23 protein-coding genes are annotated in these 26,649 nt (G+C 52.3%); 4 read left to right on the top strand and 19 right to left on the bottom strand.

Annotation, left to right across the window (positions count from 1 at the left end; genetic code table 11):
* Positions 1 to 15: 15 nt before the first annotated feature.
* Positions 16 to 930, bottom strand: a complete 915-nt coding sequence (locus L1X57_RS09665) for an alpha/beta hydrolase (protein WP_009721349.1) — start codon at positions 928 to 930, stop codon at positions 16 to 18.
* A gap of 187 nt (positions 931 to 1,117) precedes the next feature.
* On the opposite strand from L1X57_RS09665, the gene L1X57_RS09660 reads away from it, so the two are divergent.
* Both L1X57_RS09660 and betT read left to right on the top strand, forming a co-directional pair.
* Positions 1,118 to 1,546: a hypothetical protein gene (locus tag L1X57_RS09660; protein ID WP_143759675.1), complete on the top strand. Its 429-nt coding sequence runs from the start codon at positions 1,118 to 1,120 to the stop codon at positions 1,544 to 1,546.
* Positions 1,547 to 1,750: 204 nt separating this feature from the next.
* On the top strand, positions 1,751 to 3,799 hold the full coding sequence (gene betT / locus L1X57_RS09655) for a choline BCCT transporter BetT (protein WP_009721347.1): 2,049 nt from the start codon (positions 1,751 to 1,753) through the stop codon (positions 3,797 to 3,799).
* A gap of 110 nt (positions 3,800 to 3,909) precedes the next feature.
* Here the strand turns inward: betT and L1X57_RS09650 are convergent, their stop codons facing one another.
* From L1X57_RS09650 to exaC, 3 genes are all read right to left on the bottom strand, one after another.
* Complete coding sequence (locus L1X57_RS09650) at positions 3,910 to 4,524, bottom strand: methyltransferase (protein WP_009721346.1); 615 nt, start codon at positions 4,522 to 4,524, stop codon at positions 3,910 to 3,912.
* A gap of 263 nt (positions 4,525 to 4,787) precedes the next feature.
* Positions 4,788 to 5,816 carry an alcohol dehydrogenase AdhP gene (gene adhP / locus L1X57_RS09645; RefSeq protein WP_009721345.1) on the bottom strand — a complete coding sequence of 343 codons (1,029 nt, stop codon included), beginning with the start codon at positions 5,814 to 5,816 and terminating at the stop codon, positions 4,788 to 4,790.
* Positions 5,817 to 5,937: 121 nt separating this feature from the next.
* Positions 5,938 to 7,458, bottom strand: coding sequence for an acetaldehyde dehydrogenase ExaC (gene exaC / locus L1X57_RS09640; RefSeq protein ID WP_009721344.1), 1,521 nt, complete (start codon positions 7,456 to 7,458; stop codon positions 5,938 to 5,940).
* Between the two features lie 119 nt (positions 7,459 to 7,577).
* Here exaC and L1X57_RS09635 point away from each other — a divergent pair, with 119 nt between their 5' ends.
* Entirely contained in the window at positions 7,578 to 8,261 is a 684-nt protein-coding gene (locus L1X57_RS09635) for a response regulator transcription factor (RefSeq protein WP_009721343.1), read from the top strand.
* 14 nt (positions 8,262 to 8,275) lie between these two features.
* On the opposite strand, the gene L1X57_RS09630 is transcribed toward L1X57_RS09635, so the two are convergent.
* From L1X57_RS09630 to L1X57_RS09580, 11 genes are all read right to left on the bottom strand, one after another.
* Positions 8,276 to 9,670, bottom strand: a complete 1,395-nt coding sequence (locus L1X57_RS09630; RefSeq protein ID WP_009721342.1) for an ATP-binding response regulator — start codon at positions 9,668 to 9,670, stop codon at positions 8,276 to 8,278.
* The gene (nosP, locus tag L1X57_RS09625; RefSeq protein WP_050801074.1) at positions 9,642 to 10,832 is read right to left on the bottom strand and encodes a nitric oxide-sensing protein NosP; all 1,191 of its coding nucleotides are present in this window, start codon (positions 10,830 to 10,832) and stop codon (positions 9,642 to 9,644) included. The genes L1X57_RS09630 and nosP overlap by 29 nt, the downstream gene beginning before the upstream one ends.
* Positions 10,786 to 13,038, bottom strand: a complete 2,253-nt coding sequence (locus L1X57_RS09620) for an ATP-binding protein (RefSeq protein ID WP_234667697.1) — start codon at positions 13,036 to 13,038, stop codon at positions 10,786 to 10,788. Before L1X57_RS09620 ends, nosP begins: the two co-directional genes overlap by 47 nt.
* Positions 13,028 to 13,636: a molybdopterin-dependent oxidoreductase gene (locus tag L1X57_RS09615; protein WP_009721339.1), complete on the bottom strand. Its 609-nt coding sequence runs from the start codon at positions 13,634 to 13,636 to the stop codon at positions 13,028 to 13,030. The genes L1X57_RS09620 and L1X57_RS09615 overlap by 11 nt, the downstream gene beginning before the upstream one ends.
* Before the next feature lie 153 nt (positions 13,637 to 13,789).
* Complete coding sequence (locus L1X57_RS09610; protein WP_009721338.1) at positions 13,790 to 14,608, bottom strand: DUF2189 domain-containing protein; 819 nt, start codon at positions 14,606 to 14,608, stop codon at positions 13,790 to 13,792.
* 323 nt (positions 14,609 to 14,931) lie between these two features.
* Entirely contained in the window at positions 14,932 to 15,360 is a 429-nt protein-coding gene (locus tag L1X57_RS09605; RefSeq protein ID WP_009721337.1) for a universal stress protein, read from the bottom strand.
* 11 nt (positions 15,361 to 15,371) lie between these two features.
* Positions 15,372 to 17,966, bottom strand: coding sequence for a TRAP transporter permease (locus L1X57_RS09600; RefSeq protein WP_039868373.1), 2,595 nt, complete (start codon positions 17,964 to 17,966; stop codon positions 15,372 to 15,374).
* Positions 17,967 to 18,103: 137 nt separating this feature from the next.
* Positions 18,104 to 19,078: a TAXI family TRAP transporter solute-binding subunit gene (locus tag L1X57_RS09595; protein WP_009721335.1), complete on the bottom strand. Its 975-nt coding sequence runs from the start codon at positions 19,076 to 19,078 to the stop codon at positions 18,104 to 18,106.
* Positions 19,079 to 19,508: 430 nt separating this feature from the next.
* Positions 19,509 to 20,810 carry a TRAP transporter large permease gene (locus L1X57_RS09590; protein WP_009721334.1) on the bottom strand — a complete coding sequence of 434 codons (1,302 nt, stop codon included), beginning with the start codon at positions 20,808 to 20,810 and terminating at the stop codon, positions 19,509 to 19,511.
* A complete protein-coding gene (locus tag L1X57_RS09585) occupies positions 20,800 to 21,279 on the bottom strand; it encodes a TRAP transporter small permease (protein WP_009721333.1) in 480 nt (159 codons plus the stop codon). The genes L1X57_RS09590 and L1X57_RS09585 overlap by 11 nt, the downstream gene beginning before the upstream one ends.
* Before the next feature lie 62 nt (positions 21,280 to 21,341).
* Positions 21,342 to 22,352, bottom strand: coding sequence for a DctP family TRAP transporter solute-binding subunit (locus tag L1X57_RS09580; protein WP_009721332.1), 1,011 nt, complete (start codon positions 22,350 to 22,352; stop codon positions 21,342 to 21,344).
* Between the two features lie 246 nt (positions 22,353 to 22,598).
* On the opposite strand from L1X57_RS09580, the gene L1X57_RS09575 reads away from it, so the two are divergent.
* Positions 22,599 to 23,465 (top strand): DMT family transporter, encoded by an 867-nt coding sequence (locus L1X57_RS09575; RefSeq protein ID WP_009721331.1) that lies wholly within the window; start codon positions 22,599 to 22,601, stop codon positions 23,463 to 23,465.
* Between the two features lie 44 nt (positions 23,466 to 23,509).
* Here L1X57_RS09575 and L1X57_RS09570 read toward each other — a convergent pair whose 3' ends face one another.
* From L1X57_RS09570 to modA, 4 genes are read right to left on the bottom strand one after another with little or no spacing between them, the layout of a single operon-like run.
* Positions 23,510 to 24,034, bottom strand: coding sequence for a DUF192 domain-containing protein (locus L1X57_RS09570; protein ID WP_009721330.1), 525 nt, complete (start codon positions 24,032 to 24,034; stop codon positions 23,510 to 23,512).
* Positions 24,031 to 25,221, bottom strand: a complete 1,191-nt coding sequence (locus tag L1X57_RS09565; protein WP_234667694.1) for an ABC transporter ATP-binding protein — start codon at positions 25,219 to 25,221, stop codon at positions 24,031 to 24,033. Before L1X57_RS09565 ends, L1X57_RS09570 begins: the two co-directional genes overlap by 4 nt.
* The gene (gene modB, locus L1X57_RS09560; protein WP_009721328.1) at positions 25,214 to 25,882 is read right to left on the bottom strand and encodes a molybdate ABC transporter permease subunit; all 669 of its coding nucleotides are present in this window, start codon (positions 25,880 to 25,882) and stop codon (positions 25,214 to 25,216) included. The genes L1X57_RS09565 and modB overlap by 8 nt, the downstream gene beginning before the upstream one ends.
* Positions 25,882 to 26,649 carry a molybdate ABC transporter substrate-binding protein gene (gene modA, locus L1X57_RS09555; RefSeq protein ID WP_009721327.1) on the bottom strand — a complete coding sequence of 256 codons (768 nt, stop codon included), beginning with the start codon at positions 26,647 to 26,649 and terminating at the stop codon, positions 25,882 to 25,884. The genes modB and modA overlap by 1 nt, the downstream gene beginning before the upstream one ends.

Genomic DNA, 26,649 nt, shown 5'->3' with positions numbered 1-26,649 from the left:
TCTTTTATTTACTATCTACGGCTGAACCTGACGATTCAAAAAGGCGATACCGGCTTCAATAGCACTGCCGCGAAGTAGGAAGCTGGCAAAATGGCCGTAGCCACGCTGTAAGTAAAGCTCACTTTCGGTGCCCTGAGCCTGGAGTGCTTGATAGAAGTCAGTCGCATGATCAACGGGTACTAGCTGATCCCAACTGCCATGAAACAGAAAAAACGGTGGCGCCTGAGGGGTGATTTGCCGCGCAGGTGAAGCCAGTGCATAGGCCTCTGGTTTTTCGGCGCGGGTGCCGCCAATAAAGTCGACCACCAAGCGACCGTCATCAAACTTCAGCAGGTCACTGGGTAGACCGCCTACTAACACGGCCGCCAACTGGGCTTGCTCGCCGCCATAAGGATCGCCAAGCGGGCCTTTATCGTCAGCCAGGGCAAGGAGGCTTATCAAATGCGCGCCTGATGAAAAGCCAACGCCTACGATACGGTTAGTATCCACCTGCCAACGCTCAGCGTTGCTGTGAATCCAGGTCATTGCCTGCTGTAAATCATGCAGTTGTTCAGGAAATCGGTACTCGGGTGCAAAGCGGTGTTCAATATTCACAGTCACATATCCCTGCTCTGCTAACTGCTCCGCAATACTCTCCATGTCGTCAGGACCACGATTGCGCCAGCCACCACCATGGACAATGAGTGCGGCAGGTCGCCGCTTTGCGTCTGGTGTATTCGGCAGCAGCACCTGGGCGTTTAATGCTTGTGCCCAATCATCGGGCGTATAACGTTGGGCAGGTAGTCGGGTGAACGTCTGCGGAGCATTCAATGCTCCCTGTTCAATGGCAGGTAGGCCTTGGCTGACTTGGTGCGTTGCACCACAGCCGCTAATTAAGAGGGCAAGTGCGCTTAGGCTTAGGTATCGACGCATAACGCGTAAATCTGGCATTCAAAACTCCTCAATACGACTTTTCAACACGTGTTTTGAAAACAACGGCCCCTCACCCAAGCAATTGTGACCGCGTAAGCTACGATAAGGTCACGGTTGTTGCACACTTTGTGCAAACGTTTTACACCAAGCCCTAAGATACTGACATCGACAACTTGCCACTTTTTAAAATGTTCCGAGGTCTGCTATGAACATGACATTACGCCAACTATTTGCTCCTGCACTACTTACCGTTGCTCTGATGCCGTTAGCCTTCAGCGCCCATGCAGATCACCACAATAGCGCTAGTATTGACCGCGAAGCGATGCAGGAACGCATGGAAGAGCGCCGCCAGGAAGTTTATCAGCGCGCCGGACTAAGCGAAGAGCAACAAACTGCCTTAAACGAAGCACACGCTGAACATCGTGATGCCATGCTGTCGCTACGCGAAGAGCATCAGGCTCAGGTGGCCGAGATCCTCACCGAAGAAGAGCAACAGGCACTGCGCGATGCCATGCGCGACATGCATGCTGAGAAGCATGGCGAGCGCCGACATGGTGAAGGCAGTCATGGCAAGCGCGATCATGAGCGTCGCGGACACCACGACGAGTCTGCCGAGGAAAGTACCGCAGAGTAAGCGTTTATTAAACGTCAAACCCCGCTCTAACGCCCGGCTTAGCCGGGCATTTTTGTTTCTATACTCCTGGGAAACGCTCTAATTGTTGGGCTGAAAGCTTCACGTCGACTTGAAGTGAGCACTTAAACCGCGTATTTTATTTGAACGTTCATTCAAAAATAACGCTGTTTTTAATCCTTGTCTTAACAACAGGAGTCCGCCTCCATGGCGAAAGACAACCCCAACCTCCCCTCACGCGACCGCCTCAATCCCGTGGTTTTCCACGGGAGTGTGGCGGGCATTCTCGTCTTCTTGGTTCTTACCATGGTGTTTACCGAGCAGGCCGGCGCTTTTTTCGATGCAGGGCTTGCCTGGGTAAGTAAAACCTTCGGCTGGTACTACATGCTGGCGATTGTGGCTTATCTGGTATTTGTGGTGATTATTGGCATGTCGCGCTTTGGCAGCATTCGCCTTGGCCCAGATCACTCTCGGCCTGAATTTTCGCTGCTGTCATGGTCAGCCATGCTGTTTGCTGCGGGTATCGGTATTGACCTGCTGTTTTTCAGCGTTGCCGAGCCGGTTGCCCACTATCTGGCACCGCCCGACTTAACGCCAGAAAGCCAAGCTGCCATGCGTAACGCCGTTGTTCAAACCTATCTGCACTGGGGGCTCTCCGGCTGGGGGCTGTACGTGTTGATGGGTATGGCTTTGGCCTACTTCAGCTACCGCCACCGCTTGCCGCTGGCGATCCGTAGCGCACTCTACCCAATTTTGGGCAAGCGTATCCATGGCCCGATTGGTAACGCAGTGGATATCACCGCCGTGATCTCCACCGTGTTCGGTATTGCCACTAGCCTGGGTATTGGGGTGATGCAGCTCAATTACGGCCTCACCTATATGTTCGGCGTGCCAGAAACTCTTACCGTGCAGGTTATTTTGATCGTACTGGTCGTGGTTTTGGCAACTATTTCCGTGGTGACCGGCGTTGAGAAAGGCATCCGCCGACTCTCTGAGTTCAACATGCTGCTCGCGCTGGCACTGATGCTATTTGTACTCTTTTCAGGTGATACGCTGGTATTGCTAGATAAAGTGGTTAATAACGCCGGTGACTACCTCTCGGGCTTTGTAGGCGCTAGCTTTGACACCTACGCATTTGCCGATGAAGGCGCTCAAGAGTGGAAAATGTGGTGGACTATCTTCTTCTGGGGTTGGTGGATTGCCTGGACACCGTTTGTCGGCCTGTTCTTGGCACGCATTTCACGTGGCCGCACCATTCGTGAATTTGTCGCCGGTGCGCTGTTTATTCCACTGGCCTTTATGATGGTGTGGATGTCGGTATTCGGTAACAGCGGCATTGAACTGGTGGCCAACCAAGGTGTGGTTGAGCTGGGTGAACAGGCGCTCAACACTCCGCAAACAACACTTTATACACTGCTTGAGTACTACCCTTACGTAGGCCTTACCGCAGCGGTGGTAACGGTATTAGGGATTGTGTTCTTTATTACTTCTGCAGACTCCGGTGCGCTGGTACTGGCCAACTTCACCTCTATTTTGAGTGATGTTAACCACGATGCCCCGATACGCCTGCGTATTTTCTGGTCGGTGGTGATTGGCTTGATCACCATTGCTCTGTTGATGGCTGGCGGCCTAAACGCCCTGCAAAGCGCCGTGGTGATTACCGCACTGCCTTTCTCATTGGTAATTTTCGCGGTCATGGTGGGGATGTATAAAGCCCTGAAGCTAGAAGGCAGCAAGGCCGATGCACGCCGTATGATTGCCGGTGGCGCGCCTGGCGGCGACTGGCGCGAGCGTTTGGATCGTGCGCTAGATACCTCTAACCGTGCGGGTGCCGCGGCAACCATTCAGCACTCTATTCGCCCAGCGATGACGCAATTTGCCCAAGAGCTTGAAAGCCGTGGCCAAACCGCCAACGTGACCGAGGAGCATCTTGATGGCGAGTCGCTTCCCAATCTGACGCTGCAGGTCGATCTAGGCGACGCGACCAGCTTTGTCTATCAGGTATGTCCGCACCGCATGCGTACACCAAGCTTCATACCTGCGGATGACGACTTCTATGTACGCTTGGACGTGTACTTAGCTGAGGGCGGTCAAGATAAAGACCTGAACGGCTATACCCGTGGCCAGGTGATTGGTGACCTCGTAGCAGAGTACGAACGCCACCTGCACTTCCTCACCCTGGCAGGCCAACAGATGGGCCATGTACAAGCAATGCCTGGCACTATCGGCGAACCGCCGGAAGATTCTCAGATGTAACGGCGTTAGCCTTTAAGTGAAACACGAAATCCCGGCCTACGAGCCGGGATTTTTTTATGCGTCAACGACTCCGCGATGCGCTTTCTCCTAGTCTTTCCGGCTGGTGTTTCTTAATGGTGCCGCTCGAAAGCTGCCAATTGGGTAGGCTGACCAAGTAGGGGGTGCCATTCCCCAATGCCACTAAAACGCACGCGATAACCGTTACGGCGTGCTACGCCATGGGCCCAATCACGAAAACGGTCGCGTGACCATTCAAACTTGTGGTCTGGATCACGAAATTCACCGTCGGCCAAATCGAATAGCGGGTTGTATTCACTATTCGGGGTAGTCATGACTAAGTAACCAGGGCGTAATCCGCCAAAAACCCCCAACTCAACAGCAGATAAACGCTCAGGCGGTATATGCTCAATGGTCTCCACCATCGCTGCGCCCGCGAACCCGATGAGTGCAGGATGATGTTCAGTATAAGAACCACACACCAGTTCTAAGCGCCCTTGGCGAGCTTGCGGCAGTTGCCCTAATCGAAATTTTGCCTGAGCCAGTAGTTCTCCGCTCAATTCCAGGCCTACCAGTTTCTCGAACTGTGGCTGATGAAGTAAATATTGCAAAAGCCCACCCGAACCACATCCTAGGTCCAGCACTTTCCGAACACCGCTAGCGCGCAGCAGATCCATCACGTGAAGAAGCCGCTGCTGATGTAAATCCGGTGCCTCTATATCGCTCATGGCCTGCCTTGTATTGGGTAAAGGCACTATGATGAAGCAAACCATTGCAGCCTTATAGCAATAAGGTGCAAAACGAGGGGGTGAAGCAAAAAAGTGCGAGAAAAGCTGTTAGCCCGCTCAGACACACAGCCTGAGCGGGAGTAATGACGTTTAGAAAAACCAGTAGGTTTTTACTTTGCGGTTAGTGTTCAAGCGCGATTTTAGGCACTCACTAAATCAGTGACCCGCTATTTTACTGCGCGTAAGTGCTGCATAGACATATTTTAGCTCGCCATATCCAGCACGATGCGGCCTTCTATCTTGCCGTCAATCATACGCTGGAAAACGTCGTTAATATTGTCTAGTGTGTCGGTCGCCACGGTCGCTTTGACTTTGCCTTCGGCGGCGAAATCCAGCGCTTCTTGAAGGTCACTGCGCGTTCCCACGATAGAGCCACGAATGGTAATACCGTTAAGCACCGTGCTAAAGATCGGCAGCGGGAAGTCACCCGGTGGCAAGCCATTGAGCACCAGAGTGCCACCACGGCGCAGCATGTTTTGCGCTTGATCAAACGCCTTCGGCGATACCGCTGTGACCAGTGCTCCATGGGCACCACCAATGGTTTTCTTCAGATACGCTGCTGGGTCGGTTTTCATCGCATTAACCGTCACCGTGGCACCTAGCCGTTCGGCTAGGGCTAATTTACCGTCGTCAATATCAACAGCAGCGACGTTCAGCCCCATTGCCTTTGCGTACTGCACCGCCATGTGCCCCAGGCCGCCGACGCCTGAAATAACCACCCACTGGCCGGGGCGGGTATCGGTCATTTTCAAACCTTTATAAACCGTCACTCCCGCACACAGTACTGGGGCTATTTCGATGAAATCAACGGCGTCCGGTAGACGACCTACATAGCCTGCATCCGCCAAGGTATAGTCGGCAAACCCGCCGTTGACCGAGTAACCGGTATTTTGCTGGGACTCGCACAGGGTTTCCCACCCGCCCAAACAGTGTTCACAGTAACCACAAGCAGAGTAGAGCCACGGCACGCCTATACGGTCACCCTCTTTCACATGAGAGACGCCTTCACCCACCGCCACTATATGTCCTACCCCCTCATGACCTGGGATAAAGGGTGGTGACGGTTTCACCGGCCAATCGCCGTGTGCTGCATGTAAATCAGTGTGGCAAACGCCAGAGGCCGCCACCTTCATCAGCACCTCTCCCCGCTTGGGGCGAGGCACGCTTACTTCTTCTATCGTTAGTGGCTGGCCGAACTCACGTACGACTGCCGCCCGCATTGTGTTATCCATGATGCGACTCCTGATGGTTTTCGATGTGGCAACTTGTGATTGCTCTTATCGGTAGAGTAAGCGTCAGGGGAGTAGCAAAACGCCCGGCAGCGGCCGGGCGATATCACTGCAGAATAGCGTATTAGAAGAAACCTAGCGGGTTAATATCGTAACTCACTAGCAAGTTCTTAGTTTGCTGATAGTGCTCAAGCGCCACTTTATGGGTTTCGCGACCTACGCCTGATTTCTTATAACCGCCAAACGCAGCATGGGCGGGGTACTGGTGATAGCAGTTAGTCCATACACGACCTGCTTGAATGCCACGGCCCATACGGAAGGCGACGTTAATGTCACGGCTCCACACGCCTGCACCCAGGCCAAACTCGGTATCGTTGGCAATGGCGAGCGCTTCTTCTTCATCTTTGAAGGTGGTAACAGCGACCACAGGACCAAATATCTCTTCCTGGAAGACGCGCATCTTGTTGTTGCCTTTGAGCAGTGTCGGCTGGATGTAGTAACCGCCATTGATGCTGTCATCCAAGCTCTCTTTATCACCGCCAGCAAGGAACTCGGCGCCTTCGTCGCGCGCGATGTCCATGTACGACATGATTTTGTCGAACTGTTCTTGAGACGCCTGAGCACCTACTTGCACGTCGGTATCCAGCGGGTTGCCACGTTTGATTGTTTTAGTCCGCTCAACCACCTTGGCCATAAACTCGTCATACATGCTCTCTTGAATCAACGCACGAGAAGGACAAGTACATACTTCGCCTTGGTTGAAGAATGCCAGCACCAGGCCTTCGACGGCTTTGTCAATAAACGTCGGCTCGGCGTTCATGATGTCAGCGAAATAGATATTGGGCGATTTACCACCCAGCTCCACTGTCGAGGGGATAATATTTTCTGCGGCACATTTAAGAATGTGCGAGCCAACCGGCGTCGAGCCAGTAAAGGCAATTTTGGCAATACGCTTGCTGGTGGCGAGTGCTTGGCCAGCTTCTGCACCAAACCCATTAACAACATTCAGTACGCCGGGTGGCAGCAGGTCGCCAATAACTTCCATGACTTTCAAGATAGAGGCAGGGGTTTGCTCAGCTGGCTTCAGTATGACGCAGTTACCAGCGGCAAGTGCAGGACCAAGCTTCCAAGCAGCCATTAAAATCGGGAAGTTCCAGGGAATAATTTGGCCAACAACGCCCAGTGGTTCATGGAAGTGATAGGCAACTGTGTTGGCATCGATATCCGCAGCCGTGCCTTCTTGCGAACGCAGGCAGCCAGCAAAGTATCGGAAGTGGTCAACGGCAAGCGGAATATCCGCGTTCAGGGTTTCGCGGACCGCTTTCCCGTTGTCCCAGGTTTCGGCGACAGCCAGCATTTCAAGGTTTTGCTCGAGGCGGTCGGCAATCTTAAGTAGGATGTTACTGCGCTCTTGAACGGAGGTTTTACCCCAGGCAGGTGCTGCTTTGTGAGCTGCATCCAGTGCTTTCTCAATATCTTCAGCGCTAGAGCGGGGAATTTCGCAGAATACTTGGCCGTTCACAGGGCTTATATTGTCAAAGTACTGGCCGTTGACGGGGGGAACAAACTCACCGCCGATATAGTTGCCGAAGCGTTTTTCAAAGGACACAACGGAACCAGCATCACCCGGGTTGGCGTAGATCATGGTAAAGCTCCTGAGTATTATGATTATTAAATAAGGTGCCTACCCAGTGTTGGCTACACGCGCCATTTACGATATAGCCCGATGGCAGGACGCACCCTCATCCCTTGGTAGGAGACGCCATGTACTCGTTGTTAGTGGCAGATGACCATCCGCTGTTTCGCGATGCCCTGAACGCGGTGATTAGCGCTGGATTAACAGATACCCAACTGTTGGAGTCGGACAGCTTGGCGGGGGCTATTAACACGATAGACACCCACGATGAGCTTGATCTGCTATTACTCGATTTAAGCTTGCCCGATGCCGATGGACTAGAAGGGCTGACAATACTTCGAGAAAGGTTCCCATGGCTTCCCGTCGCCATTGTCTCGGCACATCAGGAACGCCAGTTGGTGTTAGACGCAATTACCCAAGGTGCCGTTGGCTATATTCCAAAATCAACCCCCCGAGAGCAGTTGTTAGCGGCACTTAACCAAATTCTTCAGGGACAACTTTATCTGCCTGCGGATATTATGCGCCAGCCTCCCCCACGCATGGAGTCATCAGCATTGACGTCTTCATCGGAGGTCTCGCGAGAACGGCTAATACGCTTAACCGACAAACAGTTAGATGTATTGAGCTGCATGGCGCTAGGGATGTCCAATAAACAAATCGCGCGAGAACTGTTCATCGCTGAAACTACGGTTAAAACGCATGTCTCGGCTATTTTACGTAAGTTAGGCGCAACCAGTAGAGTGCATGCCATCGTCATCGCAGGCGAAGAGGAGCTAGGTGCTTATCTTGCCAGACGCACCTCCACCAACTAGTCACCGACCTCCCGTTAAGCGTGGTTCTCTAAGAGCGTTCCCAATAGCATCTTTAAGCGAAGTGGCTTAAGTGGTTTTAATAAACAGTGCATACCTGCTTCGCGTGCAGCCCTCTTCAAGGAGGCTTCATGATTGGCAGTAATGACCACTGTGGCTAACCCCGGGTAACGACGGCGCAGTCGTGCAGCTAGATCGATCCCATTTTCGCGGTGATCTCCAAGGTGGTAATCCACCAGCAGTACGGCCGGGCGTTCACCATCACTCGCCGCTTCCAACGCACTCACTGTAGCAGCCGCCCTCACTCGGCATCCCCAACTGCCCAGCAATGCCTGCATCCCTTCTATAATCGCGGGATCATCATCAATCACCCATACGACGCAGCCTTGTAACGGATCGTCCTGCCAACGTTCAGACGCAGGTAATGCTTTTTGAGCATGCGTAACGGTCGATGCGCCAGCGTTTGGAGCTGCATAAGGTACTAACACAGAAAATAGCGAGCCACGTCCAAGCTGTGAGGTAAGCGACACAGGGTGCTCCAACATGGTGCTGATTCGATCGACGATCGCTAGTCCCAATCCAAGCCCTCGGCTGTGGCTACTCTGGGACTGGTTGGCGCGGCGAAATTCCAGAAAAATCGCCTGACGCTGCGGCTCTGGTATACCTGGACCGGTATCGCCCACCATAATTTCAAGGCCGTTGGCGCGTCGTCGACAGCCAAGCAGTAAATGGCCATGCTCGGTGTAACGCACGGCATTGCTGAGGAAATTGCGCACGACACGCGCCACCAACGCTAGATCTGAATCGACCACCACGCTCGACGGTACATAGTGAAGCGTCAGCCCACGCACGGCAGCCACTTGCCGATACTCTTCTGCCAAGGCATCTAACAGTGTGCTCACCGCAAAAGGAGCTTTGTCCGCGTGGAGTACCCCTGCATCTAAGCGGGAAATATCCACCAGTGTGCCTAAGAGCCCTTCGACATCTTTTAACGAGCGCCCTATGTGCCCTACTAAGACTTGAGAGGACTCGGGTAACGCATGTGTTTCTAAGGCACTGGCGAATAACCGGGCAGCGTTTAACGGCTGAAGCAGGTCATGACTAACCGCCGCTAAAAATTTCGTTTTAGAAAGGTTAGCCGCCTCTGCTTCGGCGTTCGCTGCCAGCAGTCGTGCATTCACTTGGCTAAGTTCGTCTAATGTGCGGTGAAGTGCATCAGTGCGTTCGCGCACTTGCTCTGCCAGCAGCACCGAGCGCTCAAACGCTGCATAGGGAGCGCTGTTGGGGCTTGCTCCGGACTCCACACGCTCCATCAGCGCCTGGCAAACCTTACGCAAACGACGGTTTTCCTCGCGCAGCGTGGCATTATCCTGCGCTGTATCGCTATCCGCCGCTAGTTGGAAGAGCGCCAAAGGCCACCCCCGTAAAAGTTTGGTTTACGTGCATGCCATGATGCTGTTCGCCATAGGTATTAAACCCCACCACCCGTGCCTGACGAAGCAGCGCTGATGCCTGACCCAGCTGTTGCAATGACTCAAGCGCCATGCGTCGTAAAAAACAGTCGCAACCTATAATTGCAGGCGCTGTTGCACCCAGGCGTTGTTGCACGCGCTGTAACATCACCTCTAGATCTAAGAGTAACGGCGTAGGCCGCATCGCGGTTAGCACGATGCCCGTTTCTACCGCACAGTAGAAGGTTAAGCTAGCATCTTCATTCACACGCTGTATTGAACGGATATAGTGTTGACCGCCGATATAAACCGCCAGCGGATGCTGGGCAAAAATGGATGGCGATAGCGCATCAACAGGACAGTCGACTAACGCTGCATAAACCTCTGCGGCGGGCAAACCGTTGAGTTCTAACACTCGGCGCTGTTCCCGATCAGCGTCTGTCACTACTAATTTATGGGCAAGCGGCTCAAGATGATGGGTAGAAAACACCTCAAACGGCAGCCGCGTGTTAATCATTACCACCACGGCGGCGCGGGTATGAAACTGTCCATTCGCATAAACATGGGTGTGGGCAAGATGATTATCATCACCAGCCGAGCCACCAAAGCTGGGAATACGACCAAGAGCGGCATCTAAGGTTGCTAAAACCTGTTCTTCACGGCTGGACAAGCCATCTAGCAAGGTGAGCGCAAAGCTATGCTCGTTCACCGGTGCTACAGCCTGCTGCCGGCAACGCTCCAGCAAGGTATCCACGAGGGGTTGTGCACGGCTAAGGTCAAAGTGTTCAAGGTCGTCTACCAGTGCGGTTTCAATCGCAAACACGCGGCGATCAAAACCTATCGCTACTACAGAGCCTCGGTCATAGCCTTGCGGTGTAATTTCGCCCGCCGTCGTGCAACCACTCATCGGCACCATATCAAACGCACCGCCAAGGGCGGCGGCTAGTTCCTCTAACGGATACTCAGCACTGCAAAAAAATAACACAAAGCCTAAGTGCTCATGGCCTAGCTGTTGAGCCAGCTCACGGGCGGCTTGGAAGGGATTTAGCTGATTACTGGCGGCGGTCTGAATACCGCTATTCTTCGGTGCTATCGTCACGGCGCCATTTCTCCAACGCTGCATGAGTTCGCGAAGCGGTTTGTCTCAGCAGGCTCAGGGTTTCATTAAAATCCTGCGGTGAAGAATCGCTGCTACTGGCGATTATTTCGAGCCGTTTGGCCTCGGCGGCCAAACGTTCTGCCCCTACGCCGAGCGATTCGCCGCGCAGTTGGTGTGCTAAGCGCGCCACTTGCTTGGTTTGCTCCGCCGTTAGCAATGCCGTGCTTCTCAGGTAAGCAGCCAACTGAGCAACGTAATCACTTACTTGCTGGTGATATAGCATGATGAGTTGATCGACACTTTCAGCCCCCAACGACACAGCTAGTGTCTCTAGTGTTTCACGGTTAATCAGTGGCTGTAATTCATGCTGCTCCAGATCTGAAGGCAACACCGGCAAGGCGTATGGGCGCGAAACCGTAAACAGCTGCAGTGACAGCACATTGCTAAGGGTAAGTAAGGACAGCGGTTTAGTAATATAATCACTCATTCCCGCTGCAAGGCAGCGCTGGCGAACACCTTCTACGCCACCAGCCGTCATGGCAACAATAGGCACATCAGCCAACCAACCACCTTGAGAGCGAAGCCGTTTAGTCACGGTAATGCCATCGATATCCGGTAGCTGGATATCCATAAAGATGAGATGCACTTGCTGAGCCTGCACCATGTCTAGAGCATCCTGGCCATTTTCAGCACAGACTACGTCGCAACCGAGACGAGACAGTAGCCCAGTGGCGACTTTACGATTGACGGCATTATCTTCCACCAGCAGTAAGGATATGCCCGCAAAATCTAGCATCGGTTCAGACGGCAACGGGGCGTTGACGGGGCTAGCTTCTACCAGGGGCAACTCACACCAAAATGTGCTGCCCTGTCCAGGAGTGCTACGAACCCCTAGTCGTCCTTGCATAGCTTCGCTCAGACGTTTACAAATCGCCAAACCTAATCCAGTACCGCCGAACCGGCGAGCAACGGACTCATCCGCTTGCTGAAATGGTTCAAATAGTGACGCCTGTTGCTCCTCATTCAAGCCACAACCGGTATCACGAACGTCAAATGACAGGCACTTTACCGTGGAATAAATACATATATTGACCTCACCATGGTCAGTAAACTTAATAGCGTTGGCAATAAGATTAAGCAAAATCTGGCGCAGTCGGCTGGCATCGATCATTACCCATCCAGGTACTAAAGGATCGATATATAACGTTAACTGCAGGCCTTTAGCTTTAGCGCGAGGCTCAAATAGCGATATGACGCTGTCGACTAATGGTTTAAGGGCAGTGGGCGAGGTTTCAAGCGTTAGGTGCCCCGCTTCGATCTTTGAGAAATCAAGAATTTCATTGATCATCGCCAGCAGTTGATTAGCGCTGTCATGAATCGTGCGGGCATAGTCTTCTACTTGCGCAAGGCTAGATGGCTCTCGCAGTAACTCACTCATACCAATAACCCCGTTGAGTGGCGTGCGAATTTCATGACTAACCATCGCTAAAAAGTCTGATTTAGCGTGATTTGCAGCCTGTGCCTGCGTGGCAGTGACTTCAAGTTGACGGCTCAGTTGCTCTTGCTCACGACGAGCGGCGGCGCTTTCTCGCATTTCGCGCACGAGAAATACAATTACCAGCAATACCGCCAAACTCATACCGACCAATAACGACATTAAAAGCTTATATAAAACACTTAATAGAACTCGCTCTTCAGTCGCAGACTCCGCTAGATAACCATTAATAGCGATAACAAATCGCTCTGTAAGCCGGGTGAGCACCAGCAGCTCTTCCTCTAGCTCAGTAATCGGTAGTTGAGTTAGCGACGCGTAAGGCTCAAACATGGGATCTAGCGTATCTAGCTGCTGCTGAATTTGAGCTAATAATGCTTTTGCCATGCTGATATTTTCTAACAGAAGGCTCACTTCGCCCTCTTGCAACAGCATAATTCGGCTATACAGCAGTTCGAAACGCAGATTTAAATCATCTTGATCGGAAGGTGAAAGCGGGCCGCGAGTGGTCGCAAGTAAATGGTTGAATAGCTGAATCGCATCGCGATCAAGCTTATAGGCTACCCAAGCCGTATCTTCTCTCAAGCTTTGCGTCAAATTATCCTGACGCCAAGCTGCTAAGGCTGCCACTACCAGTGCTGCTGCGAACAGCAGAACGGTAATCATGGCAACCACTTTAAAGCGACGCGGATAACGCAGCAGGCGGGGCGCTCGAGAAATAGACCGACTAACGGACATTTATCTGCATGACTTGCCAAACAGCTCTAAAACGCATTTTTTCGCTCAAAAGAGCCTCATCTTGGCTGAAAGGATAGAGCACCCACAAAGGGCCATATTCACGGATAGGGATGCTTTGCCCATTCCGCTCTAATGCTAAGATCACATCGTACTCATAAAAATCACTGACCGGTATTTCCGCTTCGAACCCGTTTAAGGCAGAAACGTAGACGCTATTTCCAGAACCATTTCCAGAACCATTTCCAGAACCATTTCCAGAACCATCTTCAGAACCAGTCAGTCCAACATGCTCTAATAATGTTCGCATTAACGGTCCGCTATATGCACTGCTGCCTTCTGTCCACGGCGTGCCCGTTTCAAAGGAGTGCTGTGGCAAGGCTTGTAACATGGCAAGATCAAAGCGCGCCTCCTGGGCTGCGTTGAAATGTGTTATGCCACCGTTAATTGTCAGAATAACAGGCCCATCTGGCAACTCTAGAAACCCTCTTTCCCGCTCATGACCCGCCAGGGGAATGCTGAACACCAGCATAATACACCCCAATAACAACGCTTTCACAACGGTTACCTCACGACACAATGCCCTGAAAATATGGCCCATTTCTGCCAACCCTCAGGACAAGCAGGACTCTGGATAAAAAAAGAGATAGCGCAAAGGTTACGCTATCTCTTCTACCGGGTCAGGTTAAATGCTTTTTTGCTTGATGCCTAACGTGAGTCTCAACGTTTCCGTAGCTCTTACCTCTTACTCGCTCTAGGTCTTAAGTTCTTCGACTGGCTCAATACGAACTAGATCCTCATAGGCATGCCAGCTTGCATGGCCTAGCACGGGCAGTATTAGCGCCAAGCCAATGTAAAAGGTCATTACGCCTACCAGTACACAACCGGTGAGAATAACGGCCCACAGCAGCATTGGGCGGAAGTTGCTAGCCACACAACGGACACTGGCTTCGATGCCTTCCATAAAGGTCAAGTCATGATCCATCAACGTGGGAATCGCCACTGAACTAATTGCAAACGCACCAAAGGCGAGTATACCACCTGCAACCGTGCCTACTGCAATCATCCCCAAGCCTTCAGGCGTGGTTAGGAGTGATGTATAAAGGGTGGCTGGGTTAGGTACTTCAAATCCAAAGAACAGCGCAAACAGTAGTGTTGCCAGACGAATCCAGGCGAGGAAGAAAATCATCATCATCACCCCCATCATTGCCAATTGGCCTGCATGTGGGCGCCAACTTCCGAAAGCATCTCCCAAGTTAGGTACTCGCCCATGTTCAATAGCGCGACTAATACCATAGGAACCGACTGCAACGAGTGGACCAACAAACATAAACCCAGCGATCATGGGTAATAACCAGTACCAATAGCCAAGTGTTACTGCGCCCGCAGTAATGGCTATGCTCAATCCCACCCAAAACATGCCGTAGGTTAAACTAATAGCTGTTGCACGACGAAAATCCTCAAACCCCGCGGCAAGCCATGCACGCGGCCGATCCATACCAACCTTATTAATAGTAATTTTCACGTTAGACATATCTGCTCGGTCGTGCGTTTTTGTTGTAGCTGCATTCATGGCATGACTCCTTAGATTTACCCCACTGCAGCGGTGGCCTTTTAAACCCAGGTCAGGTTGGAGTAACGCTTACCGAATACCTGAAAAGAGTTGCCACATGCATGAGTTCGTTAACCATGAGTTAATGGCTTAACGTACCTTTAATGTAGCTGAGCATTGACAGGCTGGGGCCGTCTAAAGACATCGCGTACAAAAAATCCTGCTTTCATGCCATTAACGCCAATTTATTCGATGCGTTAGCCAACGTTAATATAACCCCACAAACAAAAACTCCAGGCCAAATGGCCTGGAGTTCGTTTAACAAACAACTCGGTACTGAAACGTCAGCGCACGATCATTACCGATACCTTAGAATGATGAACCACATGTTCAGCATTAGGCCCCAAGACATAATCTACAAATTTACGCTTGGTATGTGATGCCATAACGATCAGATCCACATCCAGTTTCTTACCAGCCTTGATAATCCCCTCCCATGGGGATCCATCCACAGTGACACTTTGCACCTGAATGTCCTCAGGCACTTTCTCCTTAATGAAGTCATGAAGTGCCTCGGTTATCGCTGTGTGCGCCTTTTTAGCGAAGTCCTTGGGAAAATAGGAACCCACCATAGGCATACGGTAATCCGGCAGTACCGTAACCACATGTAGCGAAGCACCAAAAGTACGACATAACGTCAGGGCTGTAGGCAGTGCCTTTGACCAAGAAGCTTCCTCATTCAAGTCCACCGGCAACATGATCTTGCTGTACATGGCATTCTCCTTCATGCAGCAGCGGTAGCTGACGTGTTATTACGACGCCGGCGCTGCATCAATACAATCAGCCCAAAAACCAGGAACGCAGGAATCCACATCAGTTCTTTAGTCCAACGGTCAACAGGAGCCAATACCTCGATGATTTCTTGATCGAAATCTAAGCCGAGATCTGCTGCTTGGCTGCCATAAGCCACCATATCAACAGTCGCTGTTCCATCCTCAATAAAAAGCTCCATGCCAAGGTTATCGAGCCGCTCTTGTCCTGTTTCCCCCTCTGGCACCGGAAGTATCATGTAGGTCGTCATCGGATCGCCGTAGTCATCAAGACCTGCAATCTGCAAACGCAGAGTAGAGTCTTCGTCGACACTGCCAAGCACTTCAACGAATTGATCGGGAGGTATCGACTCATAGGGGTCATGGATCATATCCATCCAGAAACCGGGGCGGAACAGCGTGAACGCGATCAGCAACAGAATGATAGATTCATACCAACGGTTGCGTGTAATCATGAAGCCCTGGGTCGCCGCAGCGAAGATCAGCATGGCGATAGTCGAAACGACAAAGATCAGAACCCCCTGAAGAAAGGTCACATCAATTAGCAGCAGATCGGTATTAAAGATGAACAAAAACGGCAATGCCGCGGTACGAAGGCTGTAATAGAAAGCCTGGAAACCTGTCCGAATGGGATCGCCACCCGATACTGCCGCCGCCGCAAAGGACGCCAGTCCCACCGGCGGCGTAACATCCGCCATGATGCCGAAATAAAACACAAACAGGTGCACCGCAATCAATGGTACTAGCAGGCCATTTTCAGCACCTAAGCTGACGACAACTGGCGCCAGTAACGCCGATACTACAATGTAGTTAGCCGTCGTAGGCAACCCCATGCCAAGAATCAAGCTGAGCACTGCTGTAAGCAGCAAAATCAGCATCAAGTTACCCATGGCAAGCGTTTCCACTACCTCAGCCAGTACCAGACCCACCCCGGTCTGCGATACAGCACCGACAATGATGCCGGCGGTGGCAGTGGCGATGCCAATACCAATCATGTTGCGGGCACCAGTGACTAAGCCGCTCCACAGATCCATAACGCCTTCACGCAAATCCGCAGCCATATCGCCGCGACCCCTGAAGATCGAAGTGATGGGACGTTGAGTAAGAATGATGAAGATCATGAAAACAGTGGCCCAAAAAGCCGACAGCCCTGGCGACAAGCGCTCGACCATCAGACACCAGACCAACACAATGACAGGCAAAATGTACTGCAAGCCAACCAGCACTGTAGGCTTCGTCTGCGGCAGCGAATAGATTGGTTGGTTAGGATCATCAAGCTCAAGTTCGGGGTAACCTGCCGCCAGTTTGAGTAGTGCAATATAGATCACTGTCAGCCCAACGGCCACCACCCAGGGAGTAGCGTCGCCCAGTACTGGTTTGAGCCAACCAAGGCCATAATAGACCCCTAGAGCGGTAATCATCATCAGTAGCAAACCACCGAGAAAACCGATCACTTTATTGACCATCGGCTTAGGCGGATTGCTACTCTGAAGCCCCTGCATATTGGCCTTCAGGGCTTCCAAGTGAACAATATAGACCAGTGCGATATAAGAGATCAGTGCAGGCAAGAAGGCATGCTTAATTACTTCGACATAAGAAATACCTACATACTCGACCATCAGGAAGGCAGCAGCCCCCATCACCGGAGGCATAATCTGTCCGTTGACCGATGACGCCACTTCGACAGCGCCCGCCTTTTCGGAGGAAAACCCTACCCTTTTCATCATTGGCACCGTAAAAGTACCGGTGGTCACGACATTGGCAATCGAAGAACCGGAAATCAAACCGGTCATTGCAGAGGCGACTACAGCAGCTTTCGCTGGACCACCGCGATAGTGACCAAGCAGCGAAAATGCAACTTTTATAAAGTAGTTGCCAGCACCAGCCTTATCTAGCAAAGCACCGAACAACACAAATAGAAACACGAAGCTAGTTGAGACCCCCAGAGCGATACCGAAGACCCCCTGAGTCGTCAACCACTGGTGATTAATCAAACCGAATAGACTAACGCCACCATGTGAAAGAATGCCCGGCATCCAAGGGCCAGCCAAGCTATAGATAAGGAAAACTGACGCCACAATCATCAACGGCGGGCCAAGCGCACGACGGGTCGCTTCAAGCAGTAGCAGTATCCCTGCGATACCAATAATAACGTCCTGCATTATTGGCGCGCCGGGGCGCTGGGATAGCTGCTCGTAAAACATAAACATGTAAGCGCCACAAAAGGCTGCCGTTGCTGCAAGTATCCAATCCTGGATCGGAATACGGTCACGAGGCGAACGCTTGAGTGCCGGATAGGCCATGTATGCCAGAAACAGCGCAAAAGCTAAGTGGATAGAGCGGGCTTCAGTGGCATTAAAAACACCAAACCCCAAAATGAAGGGCACTGGAGAAGCAATCCACAATTGAAACAGAGACCACACCGCTGCAATGCTCACCAGAAGCTTACCGGGCATGCCGCTCGGTTTACGGGCTCCCGTGTCACTGGAGGCTACCATATCCTCCAAGTCTACTCCGGCTCCCGAAGGTCTATTCTTATCTTCAGTCATATGCCTGCCCTTCTCCGAGACGATTGACGCCTAATTGCCATATCGAAATGCCCTATAAACATTCTAAGCTAAAATGCGCGGTACCCTGGGGTAGCCGCGCATTTCTTACCAAGGTAACAGTACGTCAAGCTATACGGTTACTCGATCCAGCCTTGTTCACGGTAGTAACGCGCTGCCCCATCATGCAGAGGTGCAGAAAGCCCCTGAGTTACCATTTCTTCCGGATCAAGATTCTCGAAGGCCGGATGCAGGCGTTTGAAGCGATCAAAGTTGTCAAAAACTGCCTTGACGGTCTGGTAGATGACGTCTTCATCAGCCTCAGCAGTTGTTACAAACGTAGCCGCCACACCGAAAGTTTCGACATCTTCGTCGTTACCACGATACAGCCCCCCCGGAATTACCGATGTTGAATAGTACGGGTATTCATCAACGATGCCCTGGATGTCTTCGTCATTAAGCGAGATCAGGCGAGCATCAACGGTGGTGGTAGCTTCTTGGATGGAACCATTGGGATGGCCCACCACATAAACCATGGCATCAATGTTATTATCGGAAAGAGCTGCCGCTTGCTCTGCGGCATCAAGCTGAGATGCTAAGGAGAAGGTATCTTCAGTCCAGCCTTTCGCATCCATCACCACTTCCATGGTGTTGCGCTGACCTGAACCTGGATTACCAATATTGACGCGTTTTCCTTCTAGGTCATCGAGTGTTTCGATTCCTGAGTCAGCACGCGCAAGCAGAGTCAAAGGCTCACCGTGAACACGGAACACAGCCCTAAGCTCTTCATAAGGCTCCCCTTCGAAATTCCCAGTGCCATTGTAAGCTTGGTACTGGACATCCGACTGAGCAACACCCATGTCCAATTCGCCAGACTTGATGCCATTAATATTGGCAACAGATCCACCTGTGGAAGGAGCATTACATTTGATATTTGCGTCTTCCAGACGGTTCACCAATCGACAGATCGACTGACCGACTACGTAGTACACACCTGTTTGGCCACCGGTGCCGATAGTGATGAAGCGTTCCTGTGCAACCGCCGGAGATGCAAACGTAGCGGCCGCAATCAGCGCGCCAGAGAAGGCGGCAGTGGAAAATACATGGCGTTTCATGGACACACCTCTTTATCTTGATGTTGTGAGCGTTATACGCTTTAACTCCACCTGCTAAACGATTCCCTCAGGTGTTTTTTTGCCAAAACGTTTTCAAGACAATCTGTTATCAACGTCGACTAACACAGCCGACACTTACTACTTTAGCGAAAAAAAACCTACTTGGCGAAGTACACGGCAAGTCATTATGGGTTTATCGCTTAGATACTTCCTCGTGCTTGCTATTCAGTCCCTCTGCTCAGCAAATACACTTAATGCTTAGTGGTAGTGCACAAAAAGCATGGCATCACCTACCACAAGCAGCTCAAACAACAAATTCAGATTACTCATGTACAACGTTTAGTTACCGTTAATTACCATGCCGTATTTGCATAGCGTATAGCGGGTAGAGCATCTTAGGGTCAATTCAGGGCACGAACTGAGGTGTGCTTCAGATGTTATAACCAAGTACCGATGGCAACCACAGAGCAATACTCGGAAAAATAGCCACCAGGGCTAAAGCACACCCCATCGCCAAAACAAACAAGAATGCCCAGCCCAGCGTCTCTTCCAAGCGGATTTTTGCAACCTCTGTCGTTACCATCAAATTCACCGCAACCGGCGGAGTAAATTGCCCAATAGCGATGTTCATAGCCAAGAGAATGCCGAACCATACGGGGTTCCATTCAAAGTGCTGCATCACCGGAATAAGCACAGGCATCATGATGAGGTAAATAGAAATAGCATCAAGCAACATGCCAGCGACCAGTACCGCCAGCATGACAAGCACCAGCAGCAAAACACCGTTATCCGTTAAGCTAATAATCCACTCTGCCAAATGGCGGAAAGTGCCTAGCATCGTACCGGCCCAAGCAAAAATACCCGCCAGGGCGATAATCAACATCACCACCCCAGAAATAATCGCGGCCTCTCCTAACAACTCCCACAGGTCACGTAACGAGAGCTCTTTCGTCAGAAATAACCCCACGACGGTGCCATAAGCAACCGCCACTACGGCGGCTTCGGTCGGGGTAAATAGGCCTGAACGCAGCCCTCCTAAAATGAGTACCGGAGCAAACAAGGCGGGTAACGCCTGCCGGAACGTCGTGCGAACGGTCAACGTTTCAGCACCCTCTACTGGCGTCCCCTCCCAGCCATAGCGCTTAGCGACAATCATTGCAGGCACCAGCAGCGCCAGCCCTGCCAAAATGCCGGGAAAGAGGCCTGCTGCAAATAACGCGCGTAGATCAACGCCAGGTACCACAATCGAGTAAAGAATTAGCGCCACGGAAGGTGGGATTAGGATAGCGGTGGATGCCGATGCGGCAATGAGTGTTGCGGAAAATGGCTTTGGATAGCCCGCTTTTGTCATGCTTGGAAGCATTACCATGGCCACTGCAGCTGCATCCGCAGGGCCTGATCCACTCATGCCCCCCATAATCATGCACACCAGCACCGCAACCAGCGCCAGACCGCCATGGCGAGGCCCAATAAGCGCCTGCGCAAAGCGTACCAAGCGTAACGCCACACCAGAGCGCTCAAAAATCAGACCTGTCAGTATGAATAGCGGTATCGCGATTAAAGGATACTTGGCAATGCTGTTATAGGTATTGGTGCCCAGCGTTGCCAACATATCTGGCGAAAGCCCGGCCACAATACCCACTGAGCCAGCTAACGCGAGCGAAAATGCAACTGGCACACCCGCTATCAAAAATCCGGCAAAGGCGAGAATCATCCAGACATCAGGCGTCATCAATTAGCCCTCCCTTTAATCGATCACGGGTTTGCTGAACGAGACGCCATACCATGGCAGTTGATAATACCGGTAGCCATACCAAGTACCACCATTGGGGGAGCCCTAACCCTGGCGATAGCGATTCCCACTGATACTCTTGCCAAGCCAGCTTTCCACCGTACCAAGTGATTAAGCCCAGAACGGTAAACCCACACAGCGCTTGAAATAGAATAAGTGCACTGCGCCAACGCCTAGGCAGCGCTCTCTCTAAAAAACCGATACGAATATGGCGGTTTCGCCTAAGCGCCACCGATGCTCCTGCAAACGTTAGCACTACCAGTAAGAATACGGAAAACTCTTCGGTAAACGAAAATGAGCCGCCTGTTAGATAACGCGTGACCACATTTCCCAAGCTAATCAACGAAATAACAATAAGTGATAGCGCGCCTAGCCAGCGCTCAGGGCGTGCATCGGGAAAGCCTTTCATGGCAGCCTCACAACAAAAGCTACCGGCCCTGAAGGCCGGTAGTTAAAACACCAAAGGAGTTATTAACGTGCGTCGATAGCCGACTGAGCCGCGTTAACCACATCTTCGCCAATCCGCGGAGCCCATTTTTCATACACGGACTGGGTGGCTTCAACGAAGGCTTGGTACTGTTCATCCGTTAATTCGGTAACCGTCACACCGCGTTCTTGAATAGCCGACAGGCGCTCGCTTTCTTCCTCACGAGTCATGGCGATTTCCCACTCTCCCGCTTCAATTGCCGTTTCACGTAACAGCTCTTGTTGCTCTTCATCGAGCGATTGCCATACCTGCTGGTTAACCGCAAAAATCAGCGGATCATTCATGTAGTTCCAGAGCGTTAAATGTACTTGCCCCACCTGATCAATACGCGCAACATCAAACACTGAAAGCGGGTTTTCCTGCCCATCAACCGCGCCAGTGGTTAACGCTGGCTGGGCGTCCGTCCAGCTCATCTGCGTTGGGTCTGCGCCAAGAGCAGAGAAAGTGTCCTGGAACAGTGGCGAGCCAACCACACGGATTTTCAGACCATCCAAATCCCCTGGCTGACTAATCGCTCCACGAGAGTTCGAGACCTGGCGGAAGCCATTTTCGCCCCATGCCAGAGGCATAACACCACGTGATTCGATCGCTGCAAAGACCAATTCCCCCGCTTCCCCACCGGTAACGGCATCCACAGCGGCCTCATCGGGAATAAAGAATGGCAAAGAGAATAAATTCAGTTCAGGTACCTGGGGCGACCAGTTAATGGTCGAGCCTACTGCAGCGTCAATTAGCCCGGAACGCATAGCCGAAAACTCACGGGTTTGGTCGCCCGATACCAACTGGGAATTCGGGTAGACCCGCAGCGTTAATTCACCACCACTGCGCTCCTCCACCAACTCCGCCCATTTTTCCGCCGCCTGCCCCCAAGGGAAAGCGTCAGACAAGACAGTGGAAACCGAGAGCTCACGAGCTTGCGCAGAGAGCGAAGCAGATAGTAGGGCAGCACCGGCCAAGCCTGCCGTTAAACGAGCCATAGAGCGTGTCAGCGTCATTATTGTCGATCCTTTTTTATCAGTTGGTATTCAGCGATAGCTATTATTCACCCTCAGTCCGCCGCTGCTTGCTAAAAAAGCGATAAAGCGGACAACGCTCCATTGTAGGCACTCATGCGTTTAAAGGAAGCCAATCGTTAGCCTTTCGCAATCAACTTTGGAGGGATGAACATCGAGTTATTACGCTGCAGTAGCGCTTACTGATATGCTGAAACCACTTTTTATTTATTACCAATGGACATTAACGTGCCACTACGCGACCTGTTGTTAGGCCTATTTGTCATCGCTATTTGGGCGCTGAATATCATTGTTATCAAAATCGGCGTAGCAGAGTTTCCGCCGCTACTGATGACCACCCTGCGCTTTATGCTGGTCGCTACCCTGTTGGTGCCATTCTACCCTGTCGCCCGTGCTCAGTTGCCTTTTTTGCTCTTGCTTTCGTTTACGTTTGGCAGCCTGCATTTTGCACTGCTATTTATTGGCTTAGGCCAAGCAGAGGCAGGCACGGGCGCACTTCTGGTGCAGATGGGCACGCCTTTTGCCACGCTGCTAGCGGTGGTGTTTCTCAAAGAAAAACTGGGGGCAAAGCGCATCGCGGGGCTGTTGCTCTCTTTCGCTGGCGTCATTGTGCTGGCCGGCGGGCCAACGCTACCCTCGCCGCTGCCGCTGACCATTCTTTTGTTAAGCGCCTTGGGCTGGGCAGTTTCCCAGCTGTTGATTAAGCGCGGCCCGCCTATTGCTCCATTAGCATTAGCGGGCTGGGTAGCGCTGTTTGCGATTCCCCAGGTCGCGCTAGGGTCTTGGCTATTTGAAACTGGCCAGTGGCAAGCCATTCAACAAGCGAGTTGGCGGGGGTGGGCGGCGATGATTTACACCGCCGTGATGTCATCAATTATCGCTTACGGCATTTGGTACGCCTTACTACGCCGCCACCCTGTGAATCGCGTGGTGCCAATGACCTTGCTGGTACCGGTACTCGCTGTTGGCTTGGGCGCGCTGTTAATGGGCGACAGCCTAGGTATCCATAAGCTGTTAGGCGGCGGGCTCGTGGTTGCCGGTATTGCCCTGATCGTGCTCAACGTTGGCAAACGTCCTCCAGCAAAGGCCCTTTAGCAAGTTGATTTCGGCGTCCTGTTTCTAAGTGCTCGTTATAAATGCTATACATCAGGACGGCAAAACCCTGCCAGCGCAGGAACTGATACGCAGTCACCCACCTGAATACCACGCTCAGCAAAGTAGCCTGCGTTAACTTCCAACGCGGCATGGTAAGACGCACCGGCTGGGTAAGCGGGGCACTCGCGGGGCGTATCAGATGCGCAGGGTTGCATGGTGTTAATCGCTACAATGCGACCTTCACCGTTGATAAAAGCAATATCCAGCGGGATTAACGTGCGGTACATCCAGAAGGCATTGCCAGCGGGCTGTTCGCTCTCAAATCGAAACAGCATGCCACGCGCTTCTGGCAGGTGCTCACGTTCCATCAAGCCCCGCTGTCGCTGAGAGGCGGTCTCGGCCACTTCAACATCTAATCGGTGAGGGCCTTCCTGGCTGTGAATCGCCAGCGGTAATGTGGAGGTTTGGCGAGACTCATCCGCCCAAGCGTTCAACAGCGGCAACGGTAAGCTCGCCGCTAGCGAAACCCCCAAAGACGTCTTCAGTAGCTGACGGCGCGTAACGGTCATGACAGGTTCCTTTTATGATGAGAAGACGTGTTATCGGAAGACAGGCTGTTTGAAGGCATATGGCGTGACGGCATAGCAACATGCTTTCCCGACATAATATGAATGCCTTCAGCAAGCAGCGACACATATACCTGCTCCCCCAGCGCTAACTGGTTGCGCCGAGCGGCATGAGTAGCGATATCGAAACGTAGCACATCGCCATGAGTAACGCGCAGCGAGATCGAGGTGATACCGCCAAGTACGACCATTTCATGCACCGTAGCAGCCACCGGATTTTCGCGTTCACCTTGTGAAGGTCGGTCACGTCGGTGGAGTACAATATCGGAAGGCGGTAAGTACCAAGCCACTGTTTCGCCTAACGGCAGGCCCACTAGGCCTTCGGCAACTTCTAAGTGGTACTCTCCCCACTGCAACCGTTGCTGGCCATTAATGCTGGTAATTTCACCCTCAAAAATATTGTGACGGTCTAACAGCCTCGCCACCAACGGCGAAGCAGGCCGCCGAAACAAAGCTTCAGGGCTACCCTGCTGTAGGCTGACGCCGTTATGCAGCACGCAAATTTGATCTGCCAACGCCGCCGCTTCTTCCAAGTCGTGAGTAACCAGAATAATCGGGATAGAGATCTGCTGACGCAACAATGCTAGCTCTCGCTGCAGTCGGCGTCGGGTCACTTGGTCAACGGCTGAGAAGGGTTCATCTAACAACAATACCTGCGGCTCGCGGGCTAAAGCGCGTGCAAGCGCCACGCGTTGGCGTTGCCCGCCAGACAGCTCGCTGGGAAAGCGTTTTTCCAGCCCTTCCAAGCGCACATTGGCAAGCCACTGTTTCGCACGGAGCGGACGTTCGGAGTGAGGCAGGTGCCCCATGGCGAGTTGGACATTCGCTAGCGCATTGAGATGGGGGAACAATGCATAGTCTTGAAACACCATGCCGATTTTGCGCTGCTGGGGAGTAAGAGAGTGGCGCCGCTCAGTAGCCAACCAAGTGTTGTCCATACACGCCACATGGCCCAGCTCAGGCTTGTACAAGCCAGCAATGGTTCGCAGTAGCGTGGTTTTGCCACTACCGGACGGCCCCACCAACGCCAGAAGTTCGCCCGCCGGACAGCTAAATGACGCGTCCAGCGGTATCGGGCCGCGCTGCTTGGCCATCACCTCCAGTCCACTGTCCGAGATCACCTTAACCACGCACCCACCTACGTCTGCCTGCAAGCCCATACACCAGGCCCAGGGTCGTTAACGACACTAGAAGCAGCAGTGCCGACATTCGTGCAGCCCCCTGTTCATCAAATGCCTGTACCCGATCATAAATGGCAATCGCTAGGGTGCGAGTTTCACCATCAATCGCGCCACCGACCATTAAAATCACCCCGAACTCCCCCAGCGTATGAGCAAATGTTAATGCCGCCGCAGAGAGAATGCCCGGCCACACCAGCGGTAGCTCAATGCGTAAAAATGTTTGCCAAGGGCTCAATCCGCTGCACCAAGCAGCTTCACGCAAGTTAGTCGGTACGTTTTCAAACGCACGCTGAATAGGCTGAATCGCAAAAGGCAAATTAGCGATTAACGAGGCTAGCAATATACCGCTAAAGGTGAAGTTGAGTCCGCCCCCCGTGAGCGAGGCCCAAACACTTCCCAGAGGCGCATCGCGACCAAATTGCTGTAGCAAATAAAAACCGAGCACGGTGGGCGGTAACACTAACGGCAACGCCACTAACGCTTCGCAAAGTCCTTTACCTCGAAAGTGTGCAGTGGCCAACGTTCGGCCTAGCCACACGCCCACAGGCAGTAAAAAGAGGCAGGTCAAGCCTGCTAAGCGCAGCGATACCGAAAGCGCCGTCCAGTCCATTAATCTGTATTAAACCCGTACTGTTGGAAAATAGCCTGCGCGTCTGCTTGCTGAAGCCATGCATAGAAAGCCTGCGCTACTGCTCCTGCCTGAGGTGTTAATACCATGCGTTGGTGCAACGGCGTGTGCCACGCTTCAGGGATCAACACAAACTCGCTACGCTCACTAAGTGCTGGAGCAAGCACCAAAGAGTACGCTACCAACCCACCGCGGGCATCATCCGAAAGAGCAAACTGCAGCGTTTGCGACACATTTTCACCTTGAATGCGCAGCGGCTCAGAAGCTTGCCATAAACCAGCGTTTTGCAGTACTTCTTGGGCAGCAACCCCGTAAGGAGCGTGTTCTGGGCTGGCAATGGCAATACGCTGACGCTGCCCGGCGTCACGTGCGGCGATGGCCTCATGCACACCAGCAAGCGGTGTCTGCTCATCAGGTGGTGAATACTTTCCTTTAGGCTGCGCCCACGCCAGTCGACCACGGGCGTAAATAACGCCCTCGTTATCGACATGGCCCTCTTGATAAAGCGCTTGTACAAATGTTTCGTCCGCCGAAAGAAACAGCTCAAAGGGGGCCCCTTGAGCAATTTGGCGGCGAAAATTTCCGGAGGAACCAAAATTGAGGCGCAGAGCATGTCCCGTTTGCTGAGTAAAGCGCTCCGCGGCCTCTTCCAATGCAAACTGCAGATTAGAGGCTGCCGCAACGATAGGTGCGCCTGCAAACGCAGGCGCAGTAACAAGCAGTAACCACGTTAATAGCAGTATTCGCAT

It is taken from the genome of Halomonas sp. TD01, from assembly GCF_923868895.1.
Taxonomy (GTDB): domain Bacteria; phylum Pseudomonadota; class Gammaproteobacteria; order Pseudomonadales; family Halomonadaceae; genus Vreelandella.
The sequence above is the reverse complement of the archived record's forward strand: the minus strand, read 5'-3'. Positions and strand labels throughout refer to the sequence as shown.

Coding starts and splice junctions, on each gene's coding strand:
- L1X57_RS09615 (WP_009721339.1), bottom strand. CDS start 13,636: ATGGGCCATATTTTCAGGGCATTGTGTCGTGAGGTAACCGTTGTGAAA.
- L1X57_RS09600 (WP_039868373.1), bottom strand. CDS start 17,966: ATGACTGAAGATAAGAATAGACCTTCGGGAGCCGGAGTAGACTTGGAG.
- betT (WP_009721347.1), top strand. CDS start 1,751: ATGGCGAAAGACAACCCCAACCTCCCCTCACGCGACCGCCTCAATCCC.
- L1X57_RS09570 (WP_009721330.1), bottom strand. CDS start 24,034: ATGACCGTTACGCGCCGTCAGCTACTGAAGACGTCTTTGGGGGTTTCG.
- L1X57_RS09590 (WP_009721334.1), bottom strand. CDS start 20,810: ATGACGCCTGATGTCTGGATGATTCTCGCCTTTGCCGGATTTTTGATA.
- L1X57_RS09650 (WP_009721346.1), bottom strand. CDS start 4,524: ATGAGCGATATAGAGGCACCGGATTTACATCAGCAGCGGCTTCTTCAC.
- exaC (WP_009721344.1), bottom strand. CDS start 7,458: ATGATCTACGCCAACCCGGGTGATGCTGGTTCCGTTGTGTCCTTTGAA.
- L1X57_RS09620 (WP_234667697.1), bottom strand. CDS start 13,038: ATGTCCGTTAGTCGGTCTATTTCTCGAGCGCCCCGCCTGCTGCGTTAT.
- L1X57_RS09595 (WP_009721335.1), bottom strand. CDS start 19,078: ATGAAACGCCATGTATTTTCCACTGCCGCCTTCTCTGGCGCGCTGATT.
- modB (WP_009721328.1), bottom strand. CDS start 25,882: ATGGACTGGACGGCGCTTTCGGTATCGCTGCGCTTAGCAGGCTTGACC.
- nosP (WP_050801074.1), bottom strand. CDS start 10,832: ATGCAGCGTTGGAGAAATGGCGCCGTGACGATAGCACCGAAGAATAGC.
- L1X57_RS09660 (WP_143759675.1), top strand. CDS start 1,118: ATGAACATGACATTACGCCAACTATTTGCTCCTGCACTACTTACCGTT.
- L1X57_RS09610 (WP_009721338.1), bottom strand. CDS start 14,608: ATGAATGCAGCTACAACAAAAACGCACGACCGAGCAGATATGTCTAAC.
- L1X57_RS09665 (WP_009721349.1), bottom strand. CDS start 930: ATGCCAGATTTACGCGTTATGCGTCGATACCTAAGCCTAAGCGCACTT.
- L1X57_RS09605 (WP_009721337.1), bottom strand. CDS start 15,360: ATGTACAGCAAGATCATGTTGCCGGTGGACTTGAATGAGGAAGCTTCT.
- L1X57_RS09580 (WP_009721332.1), bottom strand. CDS start 22,352: ATGACGCTGACACGCTCTATGGCTCGTTTAACGGCAGGCTTGGCCGGT.
- L1X57_RS09635 (WP_009721343.1), top strand. CDS start 7,578: ATGTACTCGTTGTTAGTGGCAGATGACCATCCGCTGTTTCGCGATGCC.
- L1X57_RS09585 (WP_009721333.1), bottom strand. CDS start 21,279: ATGAAAGGCTTTCCCGATGCACGCCCTGAGCGCTGGCTAGGCGCGCTA.
- modA (WP_009721327.1), bottom strand. CDS start 26,649: ATGCGAATACTGCTATTAACGTGGTTACTGCTTGTTACTGCGCCTGCG.
- adhP (WP_009721345.1), bottom strand. CDS start 5,816: ATGGATAACACAATGCGGGCGGCAGTCGTACGTGAGTTCGGCCAGCCA.